This window comes from Mesorhizobium sp. WSM4828, from assembly GCF_055811175.1.
Map to the genome: position 1 here is coordinate 53,978 of NZ_JBVVQK010000011.1, position 26,673 is coordinate 80,650.

General features: G+C 62.8%; 22 protein-coding genes. 13 read left to right on the forward strand and 9 right to left on the reverse strand.

The window, feature by feature from the left end; translation table 11 throughout:
- Window positions 1-44 precede the first annotated feature (44 nt).
- Window positions 45-1,262 carry an MFS transporter gene (locus tag AC0L2X_RS14800; protein WP_473559727.1) on the forward strand — a complete coding sequence of 406 codons (1,218 nt, stop codon included), beginning with the start codon at window positions 45-47 and terminating at the stop codon, window positions 1,260-1,262.
- On the opposite strand, the gene dgcA is transcribed toward AC0L2X_RS14800, so the two are convergent.
- Window positions 1,233-2,216, reverse strand: coding sequence for an N-acetyl-D-Glu racemase DgcA (dgcA, locus tag AC0L2X_RS14805; protein WP_473559729.1), 984 nt, complete (start codon window positions 2,214-2,216; stop codon window positions 1,233-1,235). The genes AC0L2X_RS14800 and dgcA overlap by 30 nt on opposite strands.
- Before the next feature lie 78 nt (window positions 2,217-2,294).
- Between dgcA and AC0L2X_RS14810 the strand changes: the two genes are divergently transcribed.
- From AC0L2X_RS14810 to AC0L2X_RS14830, 5 genes are all read left to right on the forward strand, one after another.
- A complete protein-coding gene (locus AC0L2X_RS14810; RefSeq protein ID WP_473559730.1) occupies window positions 2,295-3,479 on the forward strand; it encodes an ABC transporter permease in 1,185 nt (394 codons plus the stop codon).
- Window position 3,480: 1 nt separating this feature from the next.
- Window positions 3,481-4,299, forward strand: coding sequence for an ABC transporter ATP-binding protein (locus AC0L2X_RS14815; protein WP_292660913.1), 819 nt, complete (start codon window positions 3,481-3,483; stop codon window positions 4,297-4,299).
- Between the two features lie 13 nt (window positions 4,300-4,312).
- Window positions 4,313-5,686 carry an MlaD family protein gene (locus tag AC0L2X_RS14820; RefSeq protein ID WP_473559733.1) on the forward strand — a complete coding sequence of 458 codons (1,374 nt, stop codon included), beginning with the start codon at window positions 4,313-4,315 and terminating at the stop codon, window positions 5,684-5,686.
- A gap of 37 nt (window positions 5,687-5,723) precedes the next feature.
- Window positions 5,724-6,380: an ABC-type transport auxiliary lipoprotein family protein gene (locus AC0L2X_RS14825; protein ID WP_473559735.1), complete on the forward strand. Its 657-nt coding sequence runs from the start codon at window positions 5,724-5,726 to the stop codon at window positions 6,378-6,380.
- 337 nt (window positions 6,381-6,717) lie between these two features.
- The gene (locus tag AC0L2X_RS14830) at window positions 6,718-7,245 is read left to right on the forward strand and encodes a c-type cytochrome (RefSeq protein ID WP_473559737.1); all 528 of its coding nucleotides are present in this window, start codon (window positions 6,718-6,720) and stop codon (window positions 7,243-7,245) included.
- A 317-nt stretch (window positions 7,246-7,562) separates the two neighbouring features.
- On the opposite strand, the gene AC0L2X_RS14835 is transcribed toward AC0L2X_RS14830, so the two are convergent.
- Complete coding sequence (locus AC0L2X_RS14835; protein WP_352491610.1) at window positions 7,563-14,144, reverse strand: apolipoprotein A-IV repeat region-like domain-containing protein; 6,582 nt, start codon at window positions 14,142-14,144, stop codon at window positions 7,563-7,565.
- 285 nt (window positions 14,145-14,429) lie between these two features.
- On the opposite strand from AC0L2X_RS14835, the gene AC0L2X_RS14840 reads away from it, so the two are divergent.
- The 3 genes from AC0L2X_RS14840 to AC0L2X_RS14850 all read left to right on the forward strand — a co-directional run bounded on the left by AC0L2X_RS14840 (window position 14,430) and on the right by AC0L2X_RS14850 (window position 16,326).
- Complete coding sequence (locus AC0L2X_RS14840; RefSeq protein ID WP_292660938.1) at window positions 14,430-14,798, forward strand: Hpt domain-containing protein; 369 nt, start codon at window positions 14,430-14,432, stop codon at window positions 14,796-14,798.
- Between the two features lie 97 nt (window positions 14,799-14,895).
- Window positions 14,896-15,216: a 2Fe-2S iron-sulfur cluster-binding protein gene (locus tag AC0L2X_RS14845; RefSeq protein ID WP_352491609.1), complete on the forward strand. Its 321-nt coding sequence runs from the start codon at window positions 14,896-14,898 to the stop codon at window positions 15,214-15,216.
- Window positions 15,217-15,297: 81 nt separating this feature from the next.
- On the forward strand, window positions 15,298-16,326 hold the full coding sequence (locus tag AC0L2X_RS14850) for an NAD(P)/FAD-dependent oxidoreductase (protein WP_352491608.1): 1,029 nt from the start codon (window positions 15,298-15,300) through the stop codon (window positions 16,324-16,326).
- A gap of 27 nt (window positions 16,327-16,353) precedes the next feature.
- Here the strand turns inward: AC0L2X_RS14850 and AC0L2X_RS14855 are convergent, their stop codons facing one another.
- Window positions 16,354-17,835, reverse strand: coding sequence for an MDR family MFS transporter (locus tag AC0L2X_RS14855; protein WP_352491607.1), 1,482 nt, complete (start codon window positions 17,833-17,835; stop codon window positions 16,354-16,356).
- A 201-nt stretch (window positions 17,836-18,036) separates the two neighbouring features.
- Window positions 18,037-18,654, reverse strand: a complete 618-nt coding sequence (locus AC0L2X_RS14860) for a DUF922 domain-containing Zn-dependent protease (RefSeq protein ID WP_352491606.1) — start codon at window positions 18,652-18,654, stop codon at window positions 18,037-18,039.
- Window positions 18,655-18,750: 96 nt separating this feature from the next.
- On the opposite strand from AC0L2X_RS14860, the gene folP reads away from it, so the two are divergent.
- From folP to folK, 3 genes are read left to right on the forward strand one after another with little or no spacing between them, the layout of a single operon-like run.
- The gene (folP, locus tag AC0L2X_RS14865; protein WP_352565337.1) at window positions 18,751-19,596 is read left to right on the forward strand and encodes a dihydropteroate synthase; all 846 of its coding nucleotides are present in this window, start codon (window positions 18,751-18,753) and stop codon (window positions 19,594-19,596) included.
- A 3-nt stretch (window positions 19,597-19,599) separates the two neighbouring features.
- Window positions 19,600-19,959 (forward strand): dihydroneopterin aldolase, encoded by a 360-nt coding sequence (gene folB / locus AC0L2X_RS14870; protein WP_023674838.1) that lies wholly within the window; start codon window positions 19,600-19,602, stop codon window positions 19,957-19,959.
- The gene (gene folK / locus AC0L2X_RS14875) at window positions 19,943-20,467 is read left to right on the forward strand and encodes a 2-amino-4-hydroxy-6-hydroxymethyldihydropteridine diphosphokinase (RefSeq protein WP_473559741.1); all 525 of its coding nucleotides are present in this window, start codon (window positions 19,943-19,945) and stop codon (window positions 20,465-20,467) included. Before folB ends, folK begins: the two co-directional genes overlap by 17 nt.
- Window positions 20,468-20,491: 24 nt before the next feature.
- Here the strand turns inward: folK and AC0L2X_RS14880 are convergent, their stop codons facing one another.
- A complete protein-coding gene (locus AC0L2X_RS14880; RefSeq protein ID WP_352491641.1) occupies window positions 20,492-21,040 on the reverse strand; it encodes a DUF924 family protein in 549 nt (182 codons plus the stop codon).
- 20 nt (window positions 21,041-21,060) lie between these two features.
- Entirely contained in the window at window positions 21,061-22,896 is a 1,836-nt protein-coding gene (locus AC0L2X_RS14885; protein ID WP_473559810.1) for a monovalent cation:proton antiporter-2 (CPA2) family protein, read from the reverse strand.
- A 229-nt stretch (window positions 22,897-23,125) separates the two neighbouring features.
- Between AC0L2X_RS14885 and AC0L2X_RS14890 the strand changes: the two genes are divergently transcribed.
- Window positions 23,126-23,392 carry a hypothetical protein gene (locus AC0L2X_RS14890; RefSeq protein ID WP_473559742.1) on the forward strand — a complete coding sequence of 89 codons (267 nt, stop codon included), beginning with the start codon at window positions 23,126-23,128 and terminating at the stop codon, window positions 23,390-23,392.
- 62 nt (window positions 23,393-23,454) lie between these two features.
- Here the strand turns inward: AC0L2X_RS14890 and AC0L2X_RS14895 are convergent, their stop codons facing one another.
- The 3 genes from AC0L2X_RS14895 to AC0L2X_RS14905 form a co-directional block, all read right to left on the reverse strand.
- Window positions 23,455-24,009, reverse strand: coding sequence for a hypothetical protein (locus AC0L2X_RS14895; protein ID WP_023674843.1), 555 nt, complete (start codon window positions 24,007-24,009; stop codon window positions 23,455-23,457).
- Between the two features lie 87 nt (window positions 24,010-24,096).
- Window positions 24,097-25,191, reverse strand: coding sequence for a YcjF family protein (locus tag AC0L2X_RS14900; RefSeq protein ID WP_473559744.1), 1,095 nt, complete (start codon window positions 25,189-25,191; stop codon window positions 24,097-24,099).
- Window positions 25,188-26,666 (reverse strand): YcjX family GTP-binding protein, encoded by a 1,479-nt coding sequence (locus AC0L2X_RS14905; RefSeq protein ID WP_473559746.1) that lies wholly within the window; start codon window positions 26,664-26,666, stop codon window positions 25,188-25,190. The genes AC0L2X_RS14900 and AC0L2X_RS14905 overlap by 4 nt, the downstream gene beginning before the upstream one ends.
- Window positions 26,667-26,673: the final 7 nt, after the last annotated feature.

The following is a 26,673-nucleotide window of genomic DNA, read 5'->3' on the forward strand; positions in this document are numbered from 1 at the left end:
GCGAGCCGACCCGGCTGAATGCCGTGCCGACGGATCGCCTGTCAATGTCCTCGCTGCCGCCGCTTTCACCCGAACAGCTCGTCAAGCCACGCCATTTCGAACTGCGCATGAGCTTGATCTTCTTCACGCTTTTCGTGCCGCTCGGGACGCATGTGCCGTATTTCCCGCTGTGGCTGCAGGCGAAGGGGTTCCATGCCGAGCAGATAGCCGTGATCCTCGCCGCGCCGATGTTCCTGCGCGTGGCGACGACGCCTTTTCTTACCGCTCTGGCAGACAAAGCGAGCGACCGCGCCAATGTCTATGTTGCGCTGGTCGCCGCATCGTTGATCCTGTCCGCCGGCTACTTCCTCCCGCCGACCTACGCAATGGTACTTGCCGTATCCCTGGCGCTGACGGTCGTCTGGACGCCGCATTCGCCGATTGCCGATTCGCTCGCCCTTTCAGGTGTCCGCCGCTTCGGCTCGAATTACGCAAGCATGCGCAAATGGGGCTCGATCTCATATCTCTGCGCCAATCTCGCCGGCGGTTTCATCCTCTCGGCAAGCGGTGCCGAGGCTGTCCCGGTGATTATCTTCGCGGCGCTGTGTGCCGCGCTGGCCGCCGGACTGATCGCGCCGCGCCTCGGCCGTCCGCGCCGCGCCTCGCCGCTTTCGGCCGCCGATATGCAGCAATCGGCACCGAAACTCCTCAACCGGTACTTCCTCTATTTTTCGACGGGCGTCGGGGTCATCACCGCCAGCCACGCATTTCTCTACGGCTTCGTGTCGATCTACTGGAAGTCGATCGGCATCAGCGATTCGGTTGTCGGGCTGCTGTGGGGGTGGGGCGTCGTCGCCGAGATATGCATGTTTGTCGTCTTCACCCGAGCTTTCGCCTCCTTCTCGGTCGTGTCGATCATGCTGATTGCCGGGACAGGCGCTATCGTGCGCTGGATCGCGTTCCCTCTGATCTGGCCGCTTGGGCTTGGCGTTGGCGGGTTTTTCGCGATCCAGACACTGCACGCCGTTTCGGTGGCGCTGGTGCTGATCGGCCTGCAAAAGATGATCGGTGAGACAATCGCGGAAGAACGCACTGGGGCGGCGCAGGGCATCGCCTATTTCTCCAACGGCTTCTTCATGGCCGTGGCGACGCTCATTTCCGGTCCTCTTTACGACCGCTTCGGCGCGAATGGCTTCTTTGCGATGATCCCCATCGCCCTGACGGGCCTGGCGCTGATCGGGCTTGCGGCGCGTTCAGCCCCACAGCGCCGGCTCGGGCGGTGACACCAGCGAACCTTGGTAGACGAGACCGAGAACGCGGTCGCGGGCCAACAGCAACGGACCATCGAGATCGACGAAATCGGCACCCTGCGCCAACAGCACGGCCGGCGCCATCGCAAGCGATGTGCCGACCATGCAGCCGACCATGACGCCAAGACCCAGTTCGCGGGCGCGGTCGCGAAGCACGAGTGCTGCGGTCAGGCCACCCGATTTGTCGAGCTTGATGTTGATGGCGTCGTAGAGGCCGACAAGCGCGTCGAGGTCCTTCGCCTCGTGCACGCTTTCGTCGGCGCAGATCGGCACCGGATGCGCGATGTGGCGAAGAATACCGTCATGTCCCGCCGGCAGCGGCTGTTCGATCAAGGCGATACCGTGCTCGGCGGCAAAGGCGAGGTTTGCGACGATATTGCCGTCAGTCCAGCCCTCATTGGCGTCGAGAATGATTCGGCTGTCGGGTGCTGCCGCCGTCACTGCACGGATGCGGGCGATGTCGTTGTCGCCGCCGATCTTGACCTTGAGCAACGGGCGCTGGGCGTTGGCGCGGGCTTGCGCCGCCATCGCTTCCGGCTCGGCGAGCGACAATGTGTACGCCGTCTCGAGTGATCGTAACGGAACGGTTCGTATCGTATGCGCCACCGGTGTTCCGCTGATCTTCGCTTCCAGGTCCCAGAGCGCGCAGTCGATGGCGTTGCGTGCCGCACCGGCAGGCATGGCATCGAGCAGGGCGATGCGGCTGATGCCGTGCGCGATCTCGCTGCGCATCGCTTCGATCGCGTCGCGCACACCCTCCATGGTCTCGCCATAGCGCTTGTAAGGGACGCATTCGCCGCGCCCTGTATGGCCATTTTCGCTGACGGCGCAGGAAATCACCTCAGCTTCGGTCTTCGAGCCGCGCGAAATGGTGAATGTCCCGGCGATAGGAAAGCGCTCGGCCTCGACCGAAATGACACGCGCCATATTTTTCTGCTCCGGCTGTGCAACAAGGAGGATGTCGGCAAATCGACAGGTCGGCCCCGTCAGGCTAAACAGGACGCCATGTTGACCATCCGCAAACGCGACGCAAGCGGCCCTGCCAAGGAGCCCGACCACCAGCCGCGCATCGCGATCGGCGAGGAGGGCGGTGTTCTCGGCTGCGTTTTCTCGGGAACCTGGACGACACGCACAGTGGCGCTGGTCGACGCCGAGATGCGCAAGATCGAGAAGCGCGGCGGTTTCAAGACGCTGGCGCTAGACCTTTCACAAATCGAGAAGATGGACACTGCCGGGGCCTGGCTGATCGACCGCCTGGTCAGCAGCTTCGAAAAGAAGGGCGTCGAGATCACGACGCAGGGGCAAAGCGAGATCGCCTCGATCCTGCTTGGCGCCGTCGGTGATGCGGTTCGACGGGAGCCCGAATCAGGTCCGGCAAAGCCGCCCAACTTCATCATTCGCGGGCTCGAGGCGGTTGGCCGGCGTGTTTATGAGATGCGCGACGATTTCCTGGCCGCAATGAACATCCTCGGCGCCACGATACGCGGCTCGCAGATGAAGCTTGGCCGCGGCCATGGCGTCAATATGGCGGCGATCTTCAACCAGATCGATCGCATGGGCGTCGGCGCCATACCAGTGGTGGTGCTGATGTCGGCTATCGTTGGCGCAATCGTTGCCCAGCAAGGCGCCTATCAGCTCAGCTATTTCGGCGCCGACATCTTCGTCGTCGACCTGGTCGGCGTGCTGATCCTGCGCGAGCTCGGCGTGCTGATGACGGCGATCATGATCGCCGGCCGCTCCGGTAGCGCGATCACCGCCGAGATCGGCTCGATGAAGATGCGCGAGGAGGTCGATGCGCTGAAGGTCATTGGCCTCAATCCCATCGGCGTGCTGGTGTTTCCGCGGTTGGTCGCGCTGGTGATCGCACTGCCTTGCCTGACGATCATCGCCAACTTTGCCGCGCTGGGCGGCGGCATTCTGGCTGCGTGGCTCTACTCCGACATTGCACCGGCGGCGTTCATCGACCGGTTGCGTGTCGCCATCGATCTCAGCACCATCTTTGCCGGCCTGATCAAGGCGCCGTTCATGGCCATGATCATCGGCATAATTGCCTCGGTCGAGGGCATGAAGGTTGGCGGCAGCGCCGAATCACTTGGCCAGCATGTGACCGCCTCAGTGGTGAAGTCGATCTTCGTGGTCATTATCCTCGACGGGCTTTTCGCCATGTTCTATGCAGCGATCGAGTTCTGACATGGCGCTGCCGGGCACAAACACGACCAAGGTGGCCGAGAAAGCCAAAGAAGACGAGATCGTGCTGTCGGCGCACGACATCACGGTGTCGTTCGCCGACCAGGTCGTTCTCGACAAATTGACGCTCGATATCTGGCGCGGGGAGATTCTCGGCTTCGTCGGTGCCTCGGGTGCGGGCAAATCTGTTCTCTTGCGCACCATCCTTGGCTTGACGCGCAAGCAATCGGGAACAATCAAACTGTTCGGCGTCGACGTCGAGAAGGCAACTGAAAGGGAGCGCCTTCGCATCGACATGCGGCTTGGCGTGCTGTTCCAGCATGGCGCCCTTTTTTCGGCGCTGACGGTCCTCGAAAATGTCCAGGTGCCGATGCGCGAATATCTCGATTTGCCGAAGAAGCTGATGGACGAACTTGCCATGCTCAAGGTCGAGCTGGTCGGATTGCCTCCGGATGCGGCGCAGAAATTCCCCTCTGAGCTCTCCGGCGGCATGATCAAGCGTGCCGCCTTGGCGCGCGCCCTGGCGCTCGATCCAGATATCGTTTTCCTCGACGAGCCGACGTCCGGGCTCGATCCGATCAGTGCGGCTGAGTTCGACGAATTGGTCGTCAAGCTGCGCGATACGATGGATTTGACCGTGTATATGGTCACGCACGACCTCGACACGCTGTTTACGGCGTGCGACCGCGTGGCGGTGCTTGGCAACAAGAAAGTGCTGGTCGAGGGCACGATCGACGACATGCTCAGGAGCGAGGAACCCTGGGTAAAATCCTATTTCCGCGGAAAACGCGCCCGGCAACTTGATCTTGCGACGCGCGCATAGCCATAAGTGAGCGATGGAAACCAGGGCCAACTACGTCATTGTCGGCATTTTCACGCTGGCCGCGATCCTCGCGGCTTTCGCTTTCGTCTATTGGACGGCGGCAATCGGCGAAAAGGGTGAGACGACGGTGCTGCGCGTGCGCATTCCAGGCTCCGCTTCGGGGCTTGGCCGTGGCAGCTTCGTGCTGTTCAATGGCGTTAAAGTCGGCGACGTGCGTCGTGTCTATATCGACGTCGACAATCCGACCGCTGCTATCGCCGACACCGAAATAGATCGGAATACGCCTATCACCAAGTCGACTCAGGCCGATATCGGGCTTGCCGGCCTCACCGGCCAGGCCAATATCGAGCTCAAGGGCGCCGATCCCAAGGAGCCAAAACTCCTCGACGAGGCGGAAAAGGAAGGCCGTGTCGCCGAGATCGTTGCCAACCCGTCGGCGGTCACCAACCTGCTGCAGACGGCGCAGAACATCTTCACCCGTGCCGACAAGGTCCTTTCGGAGCTCGAAGGCTTCACCAAGGATGTTCGCGGTCCGCTGACGCAGACCGTCGCCAATGTCCAGACGTTTTCCGATGCACTGGCCAGGAATGCGGACGGCGTCGACAAGTTCCTGGCCAGCGTCAGCTCGCTGGCGGACGAACTGAAGGGTGTTTCGGGCAAGCTCGACGGCACCCTGAAGGCGGCGGAAGGGCTACTCAACGCCGTCGACAAGGACCAGATCAAGAGCATCGTCGCCAACGTCGACACGGTCACTGCCAACCTCAAGGAAACCAGCAAGCAGTTCGACACCGTCATCAAGAACGTCGACACCGCGGTCGGCTCGATCAACGACTTCGCCCAGAAGACGCAAGGCACGCTGGCCAAGGTCGACGGCGTTCTCGACGGCATCGATCCGGCTGAGGTTCGCACCGCGCTGGCCAATATCCAGAAGGCCAGCGAAAATGCCAACGAGGCTGCCGCCGACATTGCCAAGGTGACCAACAAGTTCGCCAACCGAGCCGACGACATCGATGAAACCATCAAAGACGCGCACCAGCTCGCAGGACGCCTCAACGATGCCTCGGTGCGAGTCGACGGCATCCTTGCCAAGGTCGACAAACTGCTCGGCTCCGGCCAGGCCGACGGCGTCATGGCCGACGCCCGGGCGACGCTGAAATCGTTCAAGCAGGTCGCCGATACGCTGAACGCCCGTCTCGGTACCATCACCGACAATCTGGCGCGATTCTCGGGACAGGGGCTGCAAAACGTCGAAGCGCTGGTCCAGGACAGCCGTCGTTCGATCAACCGCATCGAAGAGGCGGTAACCGATCTCAGCCGCAACCCACAGCGGATCCTGTCCGGCGGCGAGGGCGAGGTCCGGCAGTTCGACGGCAGGGTGCGCCGTTGACTTCGATCCCCGACCACAGCAAGAACATAGCTTGCAGATGCGCGTTGTTTCCACGATCCGGGGGGGATCGCGTTTGAAGTCGATCAGCTCAGGCAGCATCACATCGGGTGGGTCTAAGGTTTGGGCGGTGTTGCTGGCGCTTTCGCTAGCAAGCTGTGCGGCCTTGCCGGGCGGCGGACCGGCGCCGCTGGATACGTTCGAGCTTTCGGCGCCGTCGCTGGAAGCGCGTGCCCGCAGCCGTCGCCAGATACTCATCGCCCAGCCGTCGGCGCTCAAGGCGCTGGATAGCCAGAACATCGTCATCAAGCCATCGCCGCGATCGATCCAGTATCTCAAGGGCGCGCAATGGGCCGACCGGCTGCCCATGATCGTACAGGCGCGGCTGGCAGAGACGTTCCAGCGCTCGGGCAGCTTCACCGGCGTCGGCAAGCCAGGCGAGGGGCTGGCGATCGACTATCAGGTGATCGTCGAGATCCGCTCGTTCGAAGTGCGTGTCGATGGCGGCCAACATGCCGAGGTCGAGCTGTTCGTGCGCCTGTTGAACGACCGCAACGGTGAAGTGCGCGCTTCGAAGACGTTTAGCGCCATCGCGCCCGTTTCGGGCGGCGGCAACCAGGCCTATGTCGGCGCGCTCGACGCCGCGTTCGGCGATGCGGCCGGGCAAATCGTCCGCTGGACCGATACGGTGATCTGACGCGGCCGGAACTGCCGGGCGCAGCTAGGATCAAACTCAATCATCTGACTGCCGCCAATGGCCGAGATGGGCGGTAAGTTTCCGTTCGGCTCATCTGCCAGGACGAGCACGTTGCGCCAAAAGAAGGCGAAGGCGTTGTGCGTCGGCTAGCGAGCTTCGTAACAGTTGCTCAACCGGACACGACAAGTGCCGACGGTCCAACTGATCGCTGATGGTTAATACGTCCTGGCCATGCTAAAATTTGACGCCCCCGACGTGGCCAAATCGGGGAATTGCGACCAGGTTACGACGCGGGAGGTCGATGGACAAACCACGAACAGACCACAGGGAGGAAGCAATGTTTCGGACACTAACTCATCTTGCATTCTTGACAGCGTCGATTGTTGCCCTGCCATCTTACGCGGCCATGGCCGACGACACACAGATTGCGCGCGGCGAATATCTGGCTACGATTGCCGGCTGCAGCGACTGCCACACACCCGGTTACTTCTTCGGGAAGCCGGACATGTCGCGCTTTCTTGGCGGTTCAGATGTGGGCTTCGAGATTCCTGGTCTTGGTGTCTTTGTCGCCCGCAATATCACGCCTGACAAGGAGACCGGTATCGGAAGCTGGACCCCGGAGCAGATCGTCACCGCGATCCAGACCGGCGAACGGCCGGACGGCCGCATGCTGGCGCCGATCATGCCTTGGCGCGATTTTGCGCATCTCACCGCGGATGACGCCATGGCGATCGCGGCATTCCTCCAAAGTGTGAAGCCGGTCAGCCATCAGGTTCCCGGCCCGTTCAAACCCGGGGAAACGGTGTCGGCTTTCATGATGCGGATTATGCCGCCGGGGGAAGCCGCAGCCGCTGCAACGAAGTAGGGCGGCTTTGATCGGAACGAGATTTCTCGCCGAATAGTGGGTGAATGTACCGCCTTGGAGATGGTGAGGCCGATATCGGAACGGCAGAAATGGGTCGAACTCGGTCGTTCAGAGTGTTTGGTTTTTGACCCTAGAGCATTCTGCCCAATGGTGTTACTTGGCACCGCAGAAATGCGGCTAAACAACAGATAGAGCAGGATGCCTCGTTCATTTGAACGCATCCTGGGCTGTCGCTTCATGTGTTGATAGGATGAAGATCGGCACGGCGCGAAAAAGGCGGGAAATTCCCGCCTTTTTCATGCTCCATTGTCGCCTGATCAATGCAGGCGGCCGCTGGCGTGGGCCAGCATGGTGTAGACCTTGCCGGTATCCGAGGTCAGGTAGGTCTGCGCCATGATGTTGTCGCGGTCGTTGCGCGACACGTCCTTGAGCAGCTTTTCGAAATCGTCGCAGTAACGATCGACAGCTGCGCGGAACTCCGCCTCCGACTGATATTTGCGGCGGATTTCGTCGAACGTCTGCTGGCCCTTCAGCGTGTAAAGTCGGCGCGTGAAGACGTCGCGCTCGCCGCGCCGGTAGCGGTTCCACAGCTCGATCGAGGCATCGTGATCGATGGCGCGTGCGATATCGACCGAGAGCGAGTTCAGCGATTCCACGACATGAAGCGGCGAACGCGCGGCGGGAGCCGGGCGCGGCGCTTCGGCGGGCGCTGCCGGCTTGGCGTCGTCTTCGCGCGATGCACCGGTCAGGAGGTCACGCACCCAACCGCCCTGCGGCGTGCGGCCGTTGGGGTCGCGCTGGCGCGGCGCTTGGTCTGCGGGACGTTCGAGGTCGAGCGTACCGCGCAGCGCCGTCTCGCCCGCAGGTGCCTGCGGTGCACGGCGCTGTTCGGGAGCCGGAGCCGGGCGACGTGGCGGTTCGGCGGCGCGTGCGGCAGGCGCTTGCGGCGCCGGACGCAGGTTGCGCTGTTCCGAACTGTCGGTGCCGCGCCCAGATTTGGCAACGATTTCAGAAAGCTCCTTCAGCGCGTTGATCTGCTCGGAAACGGCACGGCGGATAGCCGTGGTGGATTCCTTTGCCTCTTCCGGCATCTCGATGACGCCCTTCTTGAGCTCGGCGCGGGTGAGGTCGAGCTCGCTCTTGATCGAGCCGGCGGTACGCCGCATCTCCTCGGTCGCATCGGCAAATCGCTTGGTGGCCGAATCGACTACTTCGGAAATCGCGGTACGGATCTTGTCGGCGGATTCCAGCGTCTTGCCTTCGGCGTTCTGCAGTGTCTGTCCGACCAGATTCTCGAACGAGCGCATGACCCTTTCGAGATCTTCCGATTTCTTGACAAGGCCGACGGCGAGGTCCTCCAGCGACGATTGCCTTTCGAGCGTGTGCTCGAGATTGCTCTGGGCCGAGCTCAACAGGTCCGAGGCACTGGAAAGCAACCGGCTGTGCTCGTCGAACTTGGTGGCGATTGAAGCAACCTCGCGCAAGGTCGACGACGACAGCTCGGTGAGCCGCGTCGTGTTCGAATCGACCAGGCGCGCCGAACTGGCGAAGGTCTGCGCGGTCTTTTCCGTGGTCGCGGCGAAGCTTTGCGTGCTGCCGGTCAGGCGTTCGTCGACCTGGCCGAGATTGGTCGCGGCCTGCTCGATCAACTGACCGAGCTGCGAGCTGGAGGTGGTCATGCGGCCGATGAGGTCGGCAACGCTGTCGGCAAGCGTCGAGCGCGCACCTTCGACGGCCGACAGGGTTTCGGCCGTACGGCTGGCGAGGGCGTCGACGAGGGCAGCGTTTTGAGTGCGCAGCTTCTCGGTCGCACGTTCGGTGACCTCTTCCATGCTCTTTTGCAGCTCGGAGCCGCCCTGGGCGAAGCGCTCGACCAGAGGCCGTGCCGTCTCGTCCAGGATTTTCGATATTTCGGCCGAACGTGCCGCAAGCATCGTACTGAGCTCGCGAGTATTGGCACCGATGGTCTTTGCAGCGTCGTTGGTGCTCTGGCCGATATGCTGGCCGACCGCGGTGAAGGTTTCGGCGATCGTGTTGGCACGCGAGACCAGCTGCGCCTCGGCATTCGAAACCTGTTCGTTGAGCTTTTGGCCCATTGTCTCGGCGGAGTAGGCGAGGCGGTTCTCGACGCTGGCGACCTGCTCCTCGACGCGGGCGGCTGTAACAGCAGCACTCGATGCCAGGCGTTCGTCGGCACCGGCAAGCACCTGCTCGATTTCACGGGCATGGACGGCGAGTTCCTGGCCAGTCTGCCTGGCGCGTTCGGCAACCCGTTGCTCGGTGCTGGTGAAGGCGCCGACAATGGTGTCGGCGTGTTCGCCGATGGCGGTGCTGCTGTCGGCAATGCGGGACACCAGACGATGATCCGCCTCCTCGAAGATGCGGCCGATCTCGGACGCACGGGCCGAAAGTGCCTCGGAGCCTTCGGCAATGCGGGAAATAAGTTGTTGGTCGGCGGCATCGAAAATGCGACCCAGATCCGAGGCGCGTGCCGCGAGCGCTTCGGCGGATTCGCCGATGCGCACGCCCAGCCGCTCGTCGGCTGTTTCGAAATTGCGCAGGATGTCGCCGGCACGTGCGGCCAGCGACTGGGCCGTTTCGATGGCGCGAGAGACCAGCCTGTGGTCCGCCGCGTCGAAGGTGCCGGCAATCTCACTTGCTCTGGCTGCCAGCTGATCGGCCGTCTCCTGGGCACGCGCGAGCAAGGTGTTCGACGTGTCGTCGACGCGGGCAATCAGTGCGCTCGACGTATCCTCGGCGCGGGCGGCGAGGCGACGATCCGCCTCTTCAAAGGTGCGGGCGATGTCCTCCGCCCTGGCGAGCAGGGCCGCCGAGGTCTGCTCGGCGCGCTCGGCGATCTTGCGGTCGGCATCGCTGAATGCGGCGCCCGCCTGCTCATGCAGTGCGCTGGTGACTTCCATGACTTTTTCGCGCAGCGCCCCGGCGACGAAGACCGCGCTTCTTTCGAGCACACTGCGAACGTTGTCGACACCCGTCGACAGCGCCCGCTCCATGGTGCTGGCGCGCTCCTCGATGACGCCTGTCTGCCGGCTGAACACCTGCTCGATCTTTTCTACGTCGGCAGCGATTGCATCGGAGATGTCGGTGCTCCTGGCGGCGATCTGGTCGATATGGCCGGACAGCGAACGGTCGACATCCTTGCGCGTTTCGGCGAGCCTGGAGAGATCGTCCTGCAATGCGCGGGTCAGCATGTCGCGGCCCTCGCTCAGCTTGCCGACATGACCGGCGACGATCTCGTCGACCTCGCTGCGGCTCATTGCAAGCCTTTCCAGATCGGCTTCCAACGCGCGCCTGAGGATGTCGCGGCCTTCCGCCAGTTTCTCGACCTGGCCGGCAACCAGCCCATCGATGCTCGAGCGGCTTTCGGCCAGCTTGGCGAGATCGTCCTCGAGCGCCTTCGACAGCGTCGAGCGGTCCTGGACAAGCTTCTCTGCGTGGGTTGCGACAAGGTTGTTGACATTGCCGAGATCGGCTTCCAGGGCACGCGAAAACTGTGCGCGATTGTCGGTCAATAGCTGCGACTGGTCGGCGATGGCGCCCCTGATCGTGCTGAGATCGGCCTCCAAGGCCCGCTTGAGGATGTCGCGGCCTTCGGCCAGTTTCTCGACCTGGCCGGAAACCAGTCCGTCGATGCTCGAGCGGCTTTCGGCCAGCTTGGCAAGGTCGTCTTCGAGCGCCTTGGTCAAGGTTGAGCGATCTTCCGCCAGTTTCTCGGACTGCCCCGCAATAACATCCTTGATGGTGTTGAGATCGGCCTCCAAAGCGCGCTTGAGAATGTCACGGCCTTCGGCCAGTTTCTCGACTTGGCCGGAAACCAGTCCGTCGATGCTCGAGCGGCTCTCGGCCAGCTTGGCAAGATCGTCTTCCAGCGCGCGCTTGAGGATGTCGCGACCCTCGGCCAGCTTCTCGACCTGGCCGGAGACCAGCCCGTCGATGCTCGACCGGCTCTCTGCCAGCCTGGCGAGATCGTCCTCGAGCGCCTTCGAAAGGGCCGAACGGTCCTCGGCGAGCTTGTTCATATGATCGGAGACGACGCCCCGCACGGCCTCGAGATCGGTCTCCAGTGCCCGCGACAGCTGACCGCGATCCTCCGCCAGCTTCTCGGATTGACTGGCGATGACGCCCTTGACGGTGCTCAGATCGGCTTCGAGCGCGCGCTTGAGGATGTCGCGGCCTTCGGCCAGCTTTTCGACCTGTCCGGCAACCATCACATCGATGCTCGAGCGGCTTTCGGCCAATTTGACGAGATCGTCTTCGAGCGCCTTTGAAAGGGTCGAACGGTCCTCTGTGAGCTTGTTCATGTGATCGGAGACAACGCCCCGCACAGTCTCCAGGTCGCTCTCCAGTGCCCGTGACAACTGGCCACGGTCTTCCGCCAGCTTTTCAGACTGGCTGGCGATGACGCCCTTGATCGCGTTCAGGTCCGATTCAAGCGCGCGCTTGAGGATGTCGCGGCCTTCGGCCAGCTTCTCGACCTGGCCGGCAACCAGCCCATCGATGCTCGACCGGCTTTCGGCCAGCTTGGCAAGATCGTCTTCAAGCGTCTTCGAAAGCAGGCTGCGGTCATCGGCGAGCCTGCCAGAATGATCGGCGATCAGGCTCCTGATGTCGGACAGGTCGTTATCGAGCGACTGGGAAAGGCCGCTGCGGTCTTGCGCCAATTTCGCCGAATGCGCCTCGATGAGGCCATTGATGCCGGCGATGTCGGCTTCCAGCGCACTGGCGAGTATGGCGCGGCCCTCGGCGATCTTTTCGACTTGACCGGCGACTAGGCCGTCGATGCCGGCGCGACTCTCTGCCAGCTTGCCGAGGTCGGCCTCCAGCGCGCGCGAAAGGATGCTGCGGCCTTCGGCGAGCTTGCCGACGTGCCCGGCAACCATTTCATCAATCATCGTACGAGCTTGCACGAGTTTTCCAGAGTCTTCGTTCAAGGCCTGGGCAAGCCTGTTGCGACCCTCTTCAAGGCTTTCGAGATGGCTGCCCAGCGAAGCGTCGATCGCTGCGCGCGATTCGTTGACCTTGCGCAGATCCTCCTCAAGGGCGCGCGAGATAAGGCTGCGGCCTTCGGCAAGCTTCTGCACCTGGTTGGCCACCGCTGCGTCGATTTCGGCGCGACCCTCGGCGAACTTCGCCAGATCGGCCTGCATTGCCGCCGCCATCCGGTCGCGGCTTTCGGAAAGCTTGTGGCTGTGGTTTTCGACGGCTTCCTCGATGCCGGCGCGAGCCTCGGCAAGCCGCTGGATGTCCGTATCGAACGAACGCGATACGACATGGCGTGCCGCCTCCATGCGCCCGGCGAAATCGCCGGCGCGGGCCTCAAGCATCGTCGAGGTCGATGAAATGATGTCGGCCATGTCGGCGCCGATCTGGGTCTTGCCCTGATCAATCATCGCCGACAGCGTCTCCTTGCTGTCCTGGAAGGTGTGGGCGATTTCGCGCGCGCGCTCGACCAGCGTCTCGTTGATCTGGCGTGCGCGAGCCTCCAGCGCGGCGTTGAGCTTCTGCGTACCGGTGTCGAGCGCCTCGGCGCGGGTCTGGAACTCGCTGATAAGCGCCTGGCCACGTTCGGCAAGCGTCCGCTCGATGCCGTTGAGGCTGGCTTCGAATTCGGAATTAAGTGTGCGGGCGGCACCGCCGAGCAGCGACACCATGCCGCTCGTGCGGTCGTCGAGCAGGTCGGTCAGCGACCGCGTCAGGCCATCGGTGGTGTCCGTCAGCTTGGCGATGCGGGTGTCGAGCAGGCTGGCGAAGGCCTCGCCCGACGTCGACAGCCGATCGGTGATCGATTCGAGCCGGCCTTCCACCGAATCGAAGATCGACATCGAGCTTCCGTTGATCCTGTCGATCAGCGTGTCGCCGGATTCGTTGATCGTCATCGACAGCTTGGTCGAGGCGTTGAGAATGCTGTCGCGAATGATATCGCTGGCGGCGTTGATCTCGTCTTTCAGCGTCTCATGGGCGCCGGTGATCGAGGCGCGCACGCGCTCGGCATGGGTGACGACCGCTTCGCGCTCGCTGCCCAGCCCGTCGACCAGCGAGCGGATGCGCGACTCGTTCTCCGAATAGGAGCGCTCGATCTGGTTCACCTCGCTGTGAACCAGCGTTTCAAGCTCGACAGCACGCGCAAGCGTGCGTTCGATGCCTTCGCCCATGGCCGCCACCTCGCGGCGAACCGCTTGGCCGATCATCATGACGCGATCCTGGGCAAGATTTTCCGGCTCGGCCAGACGGAAGGCCACCTCGGTCATCGACTGCGCGGCAAGGCGCATCTCCTGAGCGCGGCGAATCATCACTGCGAATGCCCAGAACAGGATGACGGGCACGATTGCCGCAACCGCCAGGCCGATCAGCTCGGGACGGGCGAAAAACTGATCGAAGGTGCGGATGTTCCAGATGCCAGGTCCGAACAACAGGTTCGCAAGGCCACCAGCGCCGGCGATCCAGGCCAGCGAAACGAAAGCCACGACCCAATAGATCGTGTTCGAGGCGCGCCGATTGAGGGTGTGCAGGAGCGTCTTATAGTCTTTTTGACGATCGTCGTTGGCCGGCGAGAAAGCTGCCGGCTGCGAGCCATTGCGCGTTGCGACAGGACGCAACTCAGCCGGCTTGGCTTTTGGCGCGGGATTTGCGTTCTGGCTTTGATTGGCGACAGGTGCCGCGTTCTGGGTCTGGTCCGGGGCCGGCGGTTCGTTCTGGCTGCGACCTTCGCGTGCCAGCTCTTCGGCGGCTTGCGATATTTGCGCTTCCAGATCTTCCATGGATGCCGCCATGTCGAAGTCGCCGCCGGCATCGCCGCTCAGATCGATATCAAGTGCCTTTTCGAGTTCCCTGGCTACGTCGCTGTCGAGCGTTCTTGTCGTCGTTGGTTTCTTCGCCATGCCTTCGCTACCCTGTACAAGCTGCGGCGGGACTTATGGTTCTGCTTATTGATTCTGCCTAGCGTGTCCCGCGCAGGAGGCTGAAAATGGACCTGTCGTATCGTAATGACACAGCCGGGTAAAGAAAACATGCATTCCGGCCGATACGTAAAACTTTAAATATAAGGTTAACACAGCCGTGATTCCGGCGCCGTTATCGCGACATTTTTCCGGGCCAATCATTAACCCGTTGTCCACCGGATACGCCTAGTTTTTGCGGCGGTCGAAGAACGGAGTCTCAAAGTGATACGTGGCGAAAACGGCATTGCCTTCTCGATGCCAGGCGGCGACGTGTCGGGGACAGCCGGGGCGCGGCCGATCGACCTGGCGCATCTTGCGCGCCAGACGATGGGCGATCGGAGCCTCGAGCAGGAGGTGCTGGCTCTATTCGTGCAGCAGGCGCTGTCGGTGCGCGACAAGATCGTCGATGCGGATGTTAGGCAGCGGCTGTTATTGGCACACGGGCTCAAAGGCTCGGCGCGCGGGGTCGGCGCCTTTGCCATTGCCGATTGCGCCAGCGCGATCGAATGCCGGCCCGAAGACGCCAGCACGCTGAAGCGGCTTGGCTCGCTGATCGAAGAAGTGCGGGATTTCGTCGCCGCCATCAGCCGATAGGACTTATCTCCAAAACGCCACGCAGCGGCGCTTTCGCGCCGCAGTTGACTTGTCCGCCAGAGTGATTATGTCGGCTCAGACTCCCTTCAGGTGACAAATGACCAAGCTGACCTTCATCGCCCATGACGGCACGCATTTTGACGTGGATGCCGAAAACGGCTCGACCGTCATGGAAAATGCGATCCGCAATGCGGTGCCGGGAATAGAAGCGGAATGCGGCGGCGCCTGCGCCTGCGCGACCTGCCATGTTTATGTCGACGAAGCCTGGACGGCGGAGGTCGGCGAGCCGGAAGCCATGGAAGAGGACATGCTGGATTTCGCCTACGAGGTCCAGCCGAATTCGCGGCTGTCATGCCAGATCAAGGTGCGCGACGCCCTCGACGGGCTGATCGTGCGCGTGCCGGCCCGCCAGGGCTGAAGCCGATTTTTGCCGCTGCCGCTTGGCAGCGGGCCAATGGTCATGCAGTGTCGCGCGTTTTCCCATAAAGGCGCATCCTTCATGACCGCTATCACCAAGACAGACGTACTCATTGTCGGGGCAGGGCCTGTCGGCCTTTTTGCCGTATTCGAGCTCGGCCTCTTCGACATGAAGTGCCATCTGATCGACATACTCGACCGGCCCGGCGGGCAATGCGCCGAACTCTACCCGGAAAAGCCGATCTACGACATTCCGGGCTGGCCCTCGATCTCGGCGCAAGGTCTGGTCGACAAGCTGCTTGAGCAGATCGCGCCGTTCAAGCCCGAATTCACCTATAACCGCATGGTTTCGAGCCTGGAAAGACTGGAGGACGGCAGCTTCCGCGTCACTTCCGACGAAAACGAGGTGTTCGAAGCCAAAATTGTTGTGATCGCCGCCGGCGGCGGCTCTTTCCAGCCGAAGCGGCCGCCGATTCCGGGCATCGAACCCTATGAAGGCAAGAGCGTGTTCTACTCGGTGCGCCGGATGGAGGACTTTCGCGGCCATGACCTCGTCATCGTCGGCGGCGGCGATTCGGCGCTCGACTGGACGCTGAATCTGCAGCCGGTAGCCAAGAGCGTGACACTGGTGCACCGGCGGCCCGAATTCCGTGCAGCGCCCGACAGCGTCAACAAGATGTATGCCATGCAGGAGATGAAGCAGCTGGAATTCCAGGTCGGACAGGTGACCGGCCTGACCGGTGCCGACGGCCAGCTCGCCTCCGCCATCATCAGGGGGCCGGAGGGCGATATCGAAGTGCCGTGTACGCGGATGCTGCCATTCTTCGGCCTGACGATGAAGCTCGGCCCAATCGCCGAATGGGGCCTCAACCTTTACGAGAACCTGATCCCGGTCGACACCGAAAAATTCCAGACGTCGGTGCCCGGTATCTTCGCCGTCGGCGACATCAACTGGTACCCCGGCAAGCTGAAGCTGATCCTGTCGGGCTTCCACGAGGTCGCCTTGATGGCGCAGGCAGCCAAGCGCATCGTCAGCCCCGGCGAGCGCATCGTGTTCCAGTATACGACCTCGTCGACCAGTCTGCAGAAGAAGCTCGGCGTGGTCGGCTGAACCTCGCCATATTTTCGTCAGGCCGGTCTACTCCGCCAGGGCGGGGGCCACAGCCTCTGCATGGCCGCGCAGCGTTTTTTCCGGCATCAGCCTGAGCGTGATGAGCGACAACAGCAAGATCGCGGCCGCGGCAAGAAAGATCATCACGAACGGCATTGCCGAGGCGACATGGCCTGCCGGCTGCGTGCCTTCGCTGGCCAGCGGCAGGCCGTAGCCAAGGGCGACGGCACCAAGCATGGCGACGCCAAGCGCGCTGCCCAGCGAGCGCAGGAAGGTGAGCACGCCGGTCGCCACGCCAAGGTGCATGCGATCGACGGCGTTCTGGACCGAGACGGTGGCAACCGGAAAGGTCGTGCCTGTGCCCAGCCCTATGCAGGTCGTCAGCACCTCGACGACCAATAGTGAGGCATGCCCGGCGACCAGGCTGAGCACGCCGAGGCACAGAATCGAGAAAACAGTTCCGATCATGGCAATGCGCTTATAGTGGAAAAAGCGCGGGATCATTCGCGCGCTGAATGTCGCACCGGCCACCGTGCCGAGCATCAGCCCAAGCAATGCGGTGCCCGATTCGCTGACCGACAGGCCGACGACCGATTGCAGGTAGACCGGCAGATAGACCGACAAGCCGACATTGGCGGCCTGCAGCAGGAACATCGACAGCGTGCCGGCGAGAACGATCGGATTGCCGAGCACTTCGAGCGAGATCAGCGGTTCGGCCGCGCGCATCAGCCGCAGCGCGAACGCGCTCCAGAACACCGCCGAGCAGGCGAGCAGTCCAAAGATTTCAGGCGACAGCCACGGATACTCGCTGCCGCCCCAATTCAAGGCAAGTAGCAGCAGCGAGGTGGCCGCGACCAGAAGCAGCGCGCCGAGGCCGTCGATGCGGTGATGTTTTGCGGCGATCGGCAGCTTCTTGAGCGGGTTGTTGATGATCGCCATCGCCAGTAGGCCGAGCGGAATGTTGATCCAGAAGATCAGCGACCAATGCAGATGTTCGGCGAAGGTGCCGCCGAGCAGCGGCCCGGCGATGCTGGCGACGGCCCAGGTGCCCGAGATCCAGGCGGCGTAGCGGGCCCGCTCGCGCGGCGGCACGAGGTCGCCGATCACCGTCTGCGTCAGGGCGAACAGACCGCCGCCTCCAGCGCCCTGGATCGCCCGGCCGACAACCAGGACCAGCATGTTGGGCGCCGTGGCGCTAACCAGCGACCCGGCGAGAAAGATCAGGATTGCAGCATAGACGGTCGGCCGGCGACCATAAATGTCGGAGATCTTGCCGTAGAGCGGCGCCACGGCGGTCGCGGTCAGAAGATAGCCGGTCACGATCCATGGCAGATATTCGGCGTGCCCGAGCAGACGTGCCATCGTCGGCATCGCCGGCGCGACGATGGTCTGGTCGAGCGCCGCCAGCAGCATCGACAAAAGCACGCCGCCGATGATGGCGTTTTTTTCGGTTTCGGTCAGCGGCGCGCTGGTTTCCACCATCGCTTGCTTGTCGACAGCCTGGTCCATATCTGTTCATCCATTATGCCTGCGTGCACTTCCGCGACGGGCTGGGAAGCATCCAGTACGCCGATTGGCGTTTGCCGGAGGCTGATCCCTGCGAACCTGGCATATGTCGTTCGCTATAGGCCGATTTCGACAGCGGCTCGAAAGTTTTCCGAAGCTGGCACTATGTTTCGGCAAAATTGGCTTTGTCCAACGACGCGGAGATCAGCCGGGTGCGAGCCGGCCGTTCTCAATGCGCTCGATGCGATAGTGCAGAAGCCGCAGGATGCGGCTTTGGAAATTGACGCTTTCCACACGATCGAAGCGCATCTGCTCCTGGTCGTGCTTGGCGAGCATGGCCGCCGTGATTTTCGCGGCCTTGGCTTTGGCCAGTTCGCAGGTGTTTTCCGGGTAGCTCGCCTTCAAGGCGTCTTCGAGTTCGCGGCCATGGTTTTTGGCAATCTCGACGTGGCGTTCCTCATGGCGCTTGATGTCGGCGGACAACGTATCCCAGAACAGCCTGACGCCGGCATCGGCTTTGCGCGGGCGGCGCCACTCGGGAAGGATCACCTTGACCTTGACGGTGACGACAGCGTCGGCAATCCAGCACGAGCCCGGCTTTTGCGCATAGCTGACGCGGGTGGTGAACGCCATCTGGGTGGCGCCCGGATGCCGCGACCCGGTGCTTCTCACCTGAGGCCCGAGTTTCGACAGCTGGGTCTCGATGTCGTCGAGCGTCCTGCCGCCGATCGGGAAATAACTATATGTCTTGACGAGAGTTGCGGCGCCGGCCGGGAATGCGGTCAGAGCGAGCATCAGGGCGCAGAGGAGGGATCGTTTCATCGTGTTGCCTCTTTGCCCACCTTGCTTTACCGCCGTCTCCGGCGCAACGGAATTGATCCCTAGCCACGCCGCGGGATCGAACATGGTTGATGGGCAATGATGACAGGGCGATGGCAGTTGGCGCACGGACGCCATCTCGACCTTGGCGGCAAGGCCGTGGTTGTCGGCATCCTCAACATCACGCCGGACAGTTTTTCGGACGGCGGCCTGTTCGACGCCCCGGAAAAAGCGGTGGCCCAGGCGCGCCGCATGGTGGAGGAGGGCGCCTCCGTCATCGACATCGGCGGAGAATCGACACGTCCCGGGGCGTCTGCGGTCTCCGCAAAGGAAGAGCAGGCCCGCATATTGCCGGTCATCGAGGCGCTCGCGACGTCTGGCGGAACGCTGATCTCGGTCGATACCTATCGCGAGGACACGGCCCGGCTTGCCGTCCAAGCCGGCGCACATATCGTCAATGACGTCTGGGGCCTGCAGCGCGAACCGGGCATTGCCCGCGTCGCGGCCGAAACCGGCGCCGGCCTTGTCGCCATGCACACGGGTCGGGACCGGCAGAAACTGCCCGACGTGATTGCCGATCAGCTCTTCTTCCTCAGGAAGTCACTGGAAATCGCGCGGCGGAGCGGTGTTGCCGACGATCATATCGTGCTCGATCCGGGCTTCGGCTTCGCCAAGGAGACGGCAGCGGAAAATCTTGACCTGATGGCACGGTTTTCCGAACTTCATGCGCTGGGTTTTCCACTGATGGCCGGCACATCGCGAAAGCGCTTTATCGGCACCGTCACCGGCCGCGACGCAGCCGCAAGAGGTGCCGGGACCGCGGCCACCAGCGTCATCCTGAGGCTCAAAGGCGCGCATCTCTTTCGCGTCCACGATGTCGCAATCAACGTGGACGCGTTGGCCATCGCCGATGCTATGCTGGCACGTGAGATCGGGGAAAGCTGAGCCATGTATGTCATCCGCATGAAGAACTGCGCCTTCTTTGCCCGGCACGGTGTGCTCGACGAAGAAGAGACGCTCGGCCAGCGCTTTTATGTCGATGCGGCGCTCACGGTGGATCCCGGGCGAGCGCTGGTCGAGGATTCCATCGAGGACACCGTCAATTACGGCATCGCTTTTGCTGTCATCGAGAAGATCATTACCGGCGAACGGCGCTTTCTGATCGAAGCGCTGGCGCTCGAAGTGGCGAGGGCGCTGACGGCGCGGTTTCCGCAGATCAAAAAGGCCGAGATTACCGTGCGCAAGCCGAACGCCCCGGTGCCGGGTGTGCTCGATCATGTCGAGGTGACCGTTGTCTGGCCAGAATAGTAACAACAACAACACCGTCTATCTCAGCCTTGGCGGCAATCTCGGTGATCCGGCGAAGTCGATGGCTGCGGCACTGGGCATTCTGGATGCCAACGAGAGCACGCGCGTCGTTGCCGTTTCGTCGCTCTACCGCACGCCGCCCTGGGGCAAGCTCGATCAGCCGGATTTCCTCAACGCGGCGGCCGAAATCTCGACCGCGCTCGCGCCGCGGGCTTTGCTCGACCTTTGCCTCGACGCCGAGCGAAAACTGAAGCGGGTGCGCGAGGAACGCTGGGGTCCGCGCCTGATCGATATCGACATTCTGGTGTTCGGCGACCGCATCATCCACGAGACCGGACTGGAGGTGCCGCATCCGCGCATGCTGGAGCGCGCCTTCGTGCTGGCACCGCTGGCAGAAATTGCGCCGGAGCTTGTGGTCGACGGCAAGAGCGTGTCGGAGCGGCTAGCCGCCGTCGACACATCGGGCATTGAACGGCTGCCGTCGGGCCGCGATTGGTGGAAGGCTTGACGCTGCCGCCATCGATGGCCGAAGTCAGCCGGAAAACCCACCTCCGTCGAGGAACATTTGTTCGTCCGGTGTCGTCTCGCGGCCAAGCATCCTGTTTCGATGCGGAAAGCGGCCGAAGCGCTGGATGATGTCGCGATGCTCGATCGCATATTTCAGATAGGTCGGGGCTTTGGCGGCGGTAAGCTCCACCGATTTGAGCTGATCGGCGAGGTCCTCCGAATGCTCATAGGGCAGATAGAGAAAAACGCGGAGCTCTTCGTCGAGCGCCAAATCATGGCCGGCAGCGATCGCCTTCCCGGCGAAATACCGCGCCAGCGGGTCGGTGGCGTACATGTGGCCGGTGCTGCGAAAGCAGTTTCGCGGAAACTGGTCGAGCAAGATCATCAGTGCCAGCGACCCTTCGACGTGTTCGGACCAGCCGTCGCATTCGCGGCGGGCGGCGGCGAAGTGCAGATCGAAAAACCGGGTGCGGAAGTCGGTATCAAAGGCGTCGTTCTTCTCGAACCACGCGTCCTCCCCCGCGTCGCGCCAGAATCCAGTGACGGAGACAGCGCGCTCGTCCAGTTCGTTCATCATTCGCGTCTTCCCAATGTTCAATCGGCCGCCTCGGATTTCTGCAGCACGCCGGCGGTCTCCTCGTTGAGCGCCTGGCCCGCGCGCCGTGGCGTGCTGAGCGGCGTCGGGATGGGCGTGCCGATATTGCCTTTGAGGAAGCGCCGCCCGGCGCGGATGCCTTCAGCCTGTTGAAGTTCGAAACGGGCAGCATCGCGGCGGCGGACGTCCTCGACTACCTCGGCGACCTCTTCCGGGTCGACGCCGAGGGCTTCCAGGGTCGAGCCGCCGAAGACGAGCGCCGATTCGAACGTCTCGCGGAGCTGATAATCGACGCCGGCACGAATGAGCTGCAACGCCGTGCCGCGGTCGAAGGCGCGCGCCAGCACCGTCAGCAGGGGAAACTCCGCCTTGATCAGTTCCGCGATGCGCACGGCGGCATCGGGCTTGTCGACGCAGATCAGCACGGCGCGTGCGCGCCCGGCTCCCGCGGCACGCAGGATGTCCAGCCGCGTGCCATCGCCATAATAGACCTTGAAGCCGAAATCGGCCGCCGCCTGGATCATCTCGACCTCATTGTCGATGATCGACACATCAATCCCGCGCAACAAAAGCGGCTGGCTTGCGATCTGGCCGAACCGGCCAAAGCCGATGATCAGCACGCTGCCGGTCAGGCCCTCGGCGACATCGACGCCTTCAAGCGACTGCTCGTCGCGCGGTGTTAGATACCGCAGGGCTATGATTGCCAACGGCGTCAGCACCATGGAAATGATGACGATGGCGGTCAGCATCGCATTGGCCTGGCTATCGATGATCCCGACCGCTGCCGCTGCGGAATAGAGGACGAAGGCGAATTCGCCGCCTTGCGCCATGAAGACCGCGCGCTCGAGCCCTTCCCGGTGACCGGTTTTGAGGACGCGGGCGACGATATAAATGCCGATCGCCTTCATCGCCATGTAGGCGACGACATAAATGGCAATGAGCTGCCAGTTGACGACGACCACATGCAGGTCGAGCGACATGCCGACGGCGAGGAAGAACAGCCCGAGCAGAATGCCGCGGAACGGTTCGATGTCGGCCTCCAGCTGGTGGCGGAAGGTCGATTCCGACAAAAGCACACCGGCCAGGAAGGCGCCCATCGCCATCGACAGGCCGGAAAGCTGCATGGCAAGCGCTGACCCGAGAACGACCAGGAGGGCGGCGGCGGTCATCACCTCACGGGCGCGCGCATCCGCCAGGATACGGAAGAACGGATTGAGCAGATAGCGTCCTGCAAGCACCAGCCCGACGATCGCGGCAAGGCCGATGCCGACCTCCGTCAACCGATCCGACAGGCTCATATCGGCGCCGCCCGGCGCGAGGAAGGCGATCAGCGCCAGCAATGGCACGATGGCCAGGTCTTCCAAGAGCAGGATCGAGACGATGCGCTGGCCCTTGGGCGTGGCCAGTTCGCCGCGTTCTTCCAGCAATTGCATGACGATTGCCGTCGAGGTGAGCACGAAACCGGCGCCGGCGACGAAGGATTGCGCGATAGGAAAACCTCCCGCCAGCCCGACGCCGGTCAGCAGGACCGCGCAGACGCCGACCTGCAGCGCGCCAAGCCCGAAAATCTCGCGGCGCATGCCCCATAGCCGTGACGGCTGCATCTCCAGCCCGATGATGAACAGGAACATGACGACGCCGAGTTCGGCGACATGAAGGATGGCTTCCGATTCGGAAAAGATGCGCAGCCCGAACGGGCCGATCACTACGCCGGCCGTCAAATAGCCGAGGATGGAGCCAAGTCCGATGCGCCTGAAGATCGGTACCGCAACGACGCCGGCGGCAAGCAGCGCCACCACCTGGATCAGATCGCTGTTCGATGCCTCTGCCGCCATGCCTGCCATTCCGCTCTCTTGCAACAAGCGGCCAAGATAGGGGCTTCGGGGCGGATCGAACAGTGCGAATGCGGCGCATTGTGAAGGCGATATTGCAGGCGCACTGTACAGGATAATGGAGTGCCTGGCGTTGCTTGTTTCAGCGATCCGGCGCTAAGGACGCCCGGCTTCGGCCAGTGGAGGGCGAGCGACGATCAAGTCGCGGCCCTTTTTTGAGGAGATGACTGACATGAAGAAGTTCTTGCTGGTTGCCGTTGGCATCGCAGCGCTTGCCGGTTCTGCCTGTTCGAAGGCACCCGAGTGCACGACCGAGATGCTGACCAAGAAGGCACAGGATATGACTGTGGCACTTCAGGCTGCGATTATCAAGGATCCAGCCAAGGCAGCCGACCTCGGGGCCAAGGTCCAAGCGGTCACAACCCAATATCAGGGCGGCACGACAGCGGCCGAGGCCTGCAAGGCCTATGACGAGGTGATTGCCGCGATCAAGGGCTGAGCGCTAATTGCAAATCAAAAGAGGGCGGCGCCGTTTGGCCGCCGCCTTTCTCACGCTGAAAGTCAGTTCGGAGTTATGGAGCCGACCTCGACTGCATCGATCCGCTTCAGCTTCATGCCGATGACCGGGACCAGCTGCTGGTCGACGCGCACGGCAACGGTCACCGTCATCGAATTGTCGTCGGGTACAAGCGCCTGCATAACGCCGCGCAACTGATTGCGGTTGATGGTGAAAACCACCTTGTGCGCATCGACGACATTGCCGCCGATAATGTCGAGGCCGGAGCCGGCGGCCCCGCCCATAAAGCTGCCTTTGTACCCCTGCCGGCCCTTGTGTTCGATCGTTGCCGACATCTGCTGGGTGAACATGCCTACCCGGCAGCCGCCGTCGAGCGACATGCCGACCTTGCCGTCAGGCGTCGAGCCGATGAAGCTGCAGGTGAATTTCGTGCCCTTGTATTTGCCGGCAACGATTTCCCCGGGGCCGACCCATTTGCCTTCGACCGATCGAAAGAACTGCTTGTCCGGTTCCGCCGCCGAGGTCTTTCCGGCAATGCCGACGGTTGCGACAAGCGCGAGCGCCACGGGCAGCCCGCTGGACAGAATAACGCTTTTCATCGACGACACCCGGCAACAAAGAGACTGGTTTGGACGCTTCCGACCATGGACAAGATTGGTTAATGCTTTGTCACCCCAAGGCAATAGTCACGTTCCGGAAGCGGATGTTTCTTTTTCTTTCTTTGCTGCAAAGGAGGTCAGCGCGGAGAGGAAATCGCCCAATCCGGGCCGCTTGACAGCGTAAAAGGGCAGGGGCCTTGCCGTTTCCATCGCTGCAATGCCGATGCGCGCAGTCATCATGCCGTTGACGACGCCTTCGCCGAGCTTGGCCGAGAGCCGGGCGGCAAGGCCATGGCCGACGATCTGCTGGACGAAACTGTCGCCGACGGCGATCGATCCGGTGACCGCGAGATGAGCCAGAACGCTGCGCGCCAGGCGAAAAAAGCCAAGCGTGCCGGGGCGGCCGCCATAAAGTTCCGCCAGGCGGCGAATCAGCCGGCCGGCTTCGAACACGACATAAGCGACGTCGACCAGCGCGCGGGGGCTGACAGCGGTCACCAGGGAGACGCGCTTCGCCGCTTCGAGAATCATCACCCTGGCGCGGGCATCGAGCGGCCCGAGGATCTCGGTCTCGGCCAGCCGCACCAGATTGCCGCCGTCGATGATCTCGCCGCGCAATTCGGCCAGCGAGCGCCTGCCAGCCGCGGTTTCGGGCTTGGCCGCGACAAATGCCGACAACTCGTCGACCACGGCGCGGGCCGTCTTCGAATCGTCACGGGCAATCGCATCGAGCGCCCGCTTCTGCAACTTTTCGACCTCGGCAAGGCGGGCAATCGCCATAAACTCGCGCACGAGGATGAGCAGAAGCGCCAGGATGGCGATCGTGGCCATACCGGCGGCCAGCCAGCCCAGCCACTCGGCGCGCTCGAACAGGTCGCGAATCAGCTGGTCGGTCCAGAGGCCGACGGCGAGCGAAACCAGAACGCCCAGCGCGCCGAAGAACAGGCTGCCAAGCAGCGAACGTTTTCGCGGCGCAATCGCCGGCGGCGGTTCGGCAGCGACGATATCAGGCTCGTCGAACACGTCGGTCTCCGCCGGTGTGACCACGGCAAGATCCGCCTTCACGGTACGCGGCTTTCGCGCCGGCGCGGCCTCGGACGCAGCACGGCGAGCCGTCGGATCTTCCTTCTGCTGGGGCTCCGGCTCGATGCGAAAGGCCGCCGGTCTGCGGGGCGCACTCATGCGAGATGATCTCCAATCAGGAACTGCAGCGCGCGGTCGAGCCTGATATGTGGCAGCGAGAGCGTGACGCCCTCGGCGGTGCGCTCGAGTTTCGGCGGGCGAAAGCGCACGAAGCGGATCGCGGGGTCGTCATTATTCTGCCGGCGGGCCGATTCGGAAACGTCGAACACCGCATCAATTTTCTCCGGCAAGTCCCCGGGAAATATGGCTGTTTCGGTCTTTCCGTCAAAGGTTTCGCCATTGATTTTTTCGTCACGCAATGGCGTGCCGATAATGACCGGCAAAGTCTCGCGGCCCTGCTTGACCGTGCCTTCACGGGTCGCGCGCATGGCCGCCATGGCGACGACGTCGACGTCGGCGCCGGTGAAATTCGCCCGCGCCACGGCGCGGTCGGCAAGCCGCCGCACGATCGCCTGCAGGCGGTCGTGGCTTTCGTGGTGCAGATGGTCGGCCTTGGTCGCGGCCACCAATATGCGGTCGATGCGCCTCGAAAACAGGTCGGTCAGGAAGTTGCCCCGGCCGGGCCGGAAACAGGACAGGATTTCGGTGACTGCACGTTCCAGATCGGCCATCGCGCCGGGGCCGGCATTCAATGCCTGCAATGCGTCGATGAGCACGATCTGCCGGTCGAGACGCGTGATGTGTTCGCGAAAGAACGGTTTGACGACATGGGTCTTGTAAGCCTCGTAGCGCCGCTCCATCATAGCCTGCAGCGATCCCGAGCGGGCGCGTCGGCCGCCCGGATTCGGCAGTGGCGCGAAGGTGAGAGCTGGCGAGCCTTCAAGATCGCCGGGCATCAGGAAGCGGCCGGGCGGCAAGGTCGAAAGCGCCCGATCGTCGAGCTTGCAGGCCTTGAGATAGGCGGCGAAACTCTCGGCGAGACGGCGCGCCGTCATTTCGTCGGCATCGGCGCTGGGGTCGACCGGATTGGAGAGCGTCCGCCATTCCCTCGAAAGATCGACACGCACCGGCAACACGGCCATCTCGAAGGCCTCACGCGAAAAATCGGCGTAGGACTTGCCGAGCAGTGGCAGGTCGAGCAGCCATTCGCCGGGATAGTCGACGATGTCGACCGACAATTTGCCGGCGGAAAACATGCGGCTCCAGCCAGAGGCCGATTCGTATTCGATGGTGAGCCTCAGCTCGGAAATCGCACGCGTCGAATCCGGCCAGACGCGATCGTCGACAAGAGCCGCGATGTGATCCTCGTATTGAAAGCGTGGTACGGCGTCGTCCGGCTGCTCTTCCAGAAAAGCGCGGGCGATGCGCCCCGATTTTTGTGCCTCAAACAGCGGCAAGCGTCCGCCATGCACCAGATTGTGCACAAGGGCCGAGATGAACACCGTCTTCCCGGCGCGGGACAGCCCGGTCACGCCAAGACGCAGCGACGGAGCGAAAAGCCCGGCAGCGCGGCCTGACAACGTATCCAAGGCAATCTTCGCCTCGTCGGTGAAAGTCGTCAGCGATGATGCCAAAATCTGT

Bases quoted from the DNA above. Each gene is read 5' to 3' on its own strand.
- AC0L2X_RS14845 (WP_352491609.1), top strand. From the start codon at position 14,896: ATGACCAAGCTGACCTTCATCGCCCATGACGGCACGCATTTTGACGTG.
- AC0L2X_RS14835 (WP_352491610.1), bottom strand. From the start codon at position 14,144: ATGGCGAAGAAACCAACGACGACAAGAACGCTCGACAGCGACGTAGCC.
- AC0L2X_RS14820 (WP_473559733.1), top strand. From the start codon at position 4,313: ATGGAAACCAGGGCCAACTACGTCATTGTCGGCATTTTCACGCTGGCC.
- AC0L2X_RS14890 (WP_473559742.1), top strand. From the start codon at position 23,126: ATGAAGAAGTTCTTGCTGGTTGCCGTTGGCATCGCAGCGCTTGCCGGT.
- folB (WP_023674838.1), top strand. From the start codon at position 19,600: ATGTATGTCATCCGCATGAAGAACTGCGCCTTCTTTGCCCGGCACGGT.
- AC0L2X_RS14855 (WP_352491607.1), bottom strand. From the start codon at position 17,835: ATGGACCAGGCTGTCGACAAGCAAGCGATGGTGGAAACCAGCGCGCCG.
- AC0L2X_RS14860 (WP_352491606.1), bottom strand. From the start codon at position 18,654: ATGAAACGATCCCTCCTCTGCGCCCTGATGCTCGCTCTGACCGCATTC.
- folP (WP_352565337.1), top strand. From the start codon at position 18,751: ATGATGACAGGGCGATGGCAGTTGGCGCACGGACGCCATCTCGACCTT.
- AC0L2X_RS14880 (WP_352491641.1), bottom strand. From the start codon at position 21,040: ATGAACGAACTGGACGAGCGCGCTGTCTCCGTCACTGGATTCTGGCGC.
- AC0L2X_RS14850 (WP_352491608.1), top strand. From the start codon at position 15,298: ATGACCGCTATCACCAAGACAGACGTACTCATTGTCGGGGCAGGGCCT.
- AC0L2X_RS14810 (WP_473559730.1), top strand. From the start codon at position 2,295: ATGTTGACCATCCGCAAACGCGACGCAAGCGGCCCTGCCAAGGAGCCC.
- AC0L2X_RS14800 (WP_473559727.1), top strand. From the start codon at position 45: ATGTCCTCGCTGCCGCCGCTTTCACCCGAACAGCTCGTCAAGCCACGC.
- AC0L2X_RS14895 (WP_023674843.1), bottom strand. From the start codon at position 24,009: ATGAAAAGCGTTATTCTGTCCAGCGGGCTGCCCGTGGCGCTCGCGCTT.
- dgcA (WP_473559729.1), bottom strand. From the start codon at position 2,216: ATGGCGCGTGTCATTTCGGTCGAGGCCGAGCGCTTTCCTATCGCCGGG.
- AC0L2X_RS14830 (WP_473559737.1), top strand. From the start codon at position 6,718: ATGTTTCGGACACTAACTCATCTTGCATTCTTGACAGCGTCGATTGTT.
- AC0L2X_RS14825 (WP_473559735.1), top strand. From the start codon at position 5,724: ATGCGCGTTGTTTCCACGATCCGGGGGGGATCGCGTTTGAAGTCGATC.
- AC0L2X_RS14885 (WP_473559810.1), bottom strand. From the start codon at position 22,896: ATGGCGGCAGAGGCATCGAACAGCGATCTGATCCAGGTGGTGGCGCTG.
- AC0L2X_RS14815 (WP_292660913.1), top strand. From the start codon at position 3,481: ATGGCGCTGCCGGGCACAAACACGACCAAGGTGGCCGAGAAAGCCAAA.
- AC0L2X_RS14900 (WP_473559744.1), bottom strand. From the start codon at position 25,191: ATGAGTGCGCCCCGCAGACCGGCGGCCTTTCGCATCGAGCCGGAGCCC.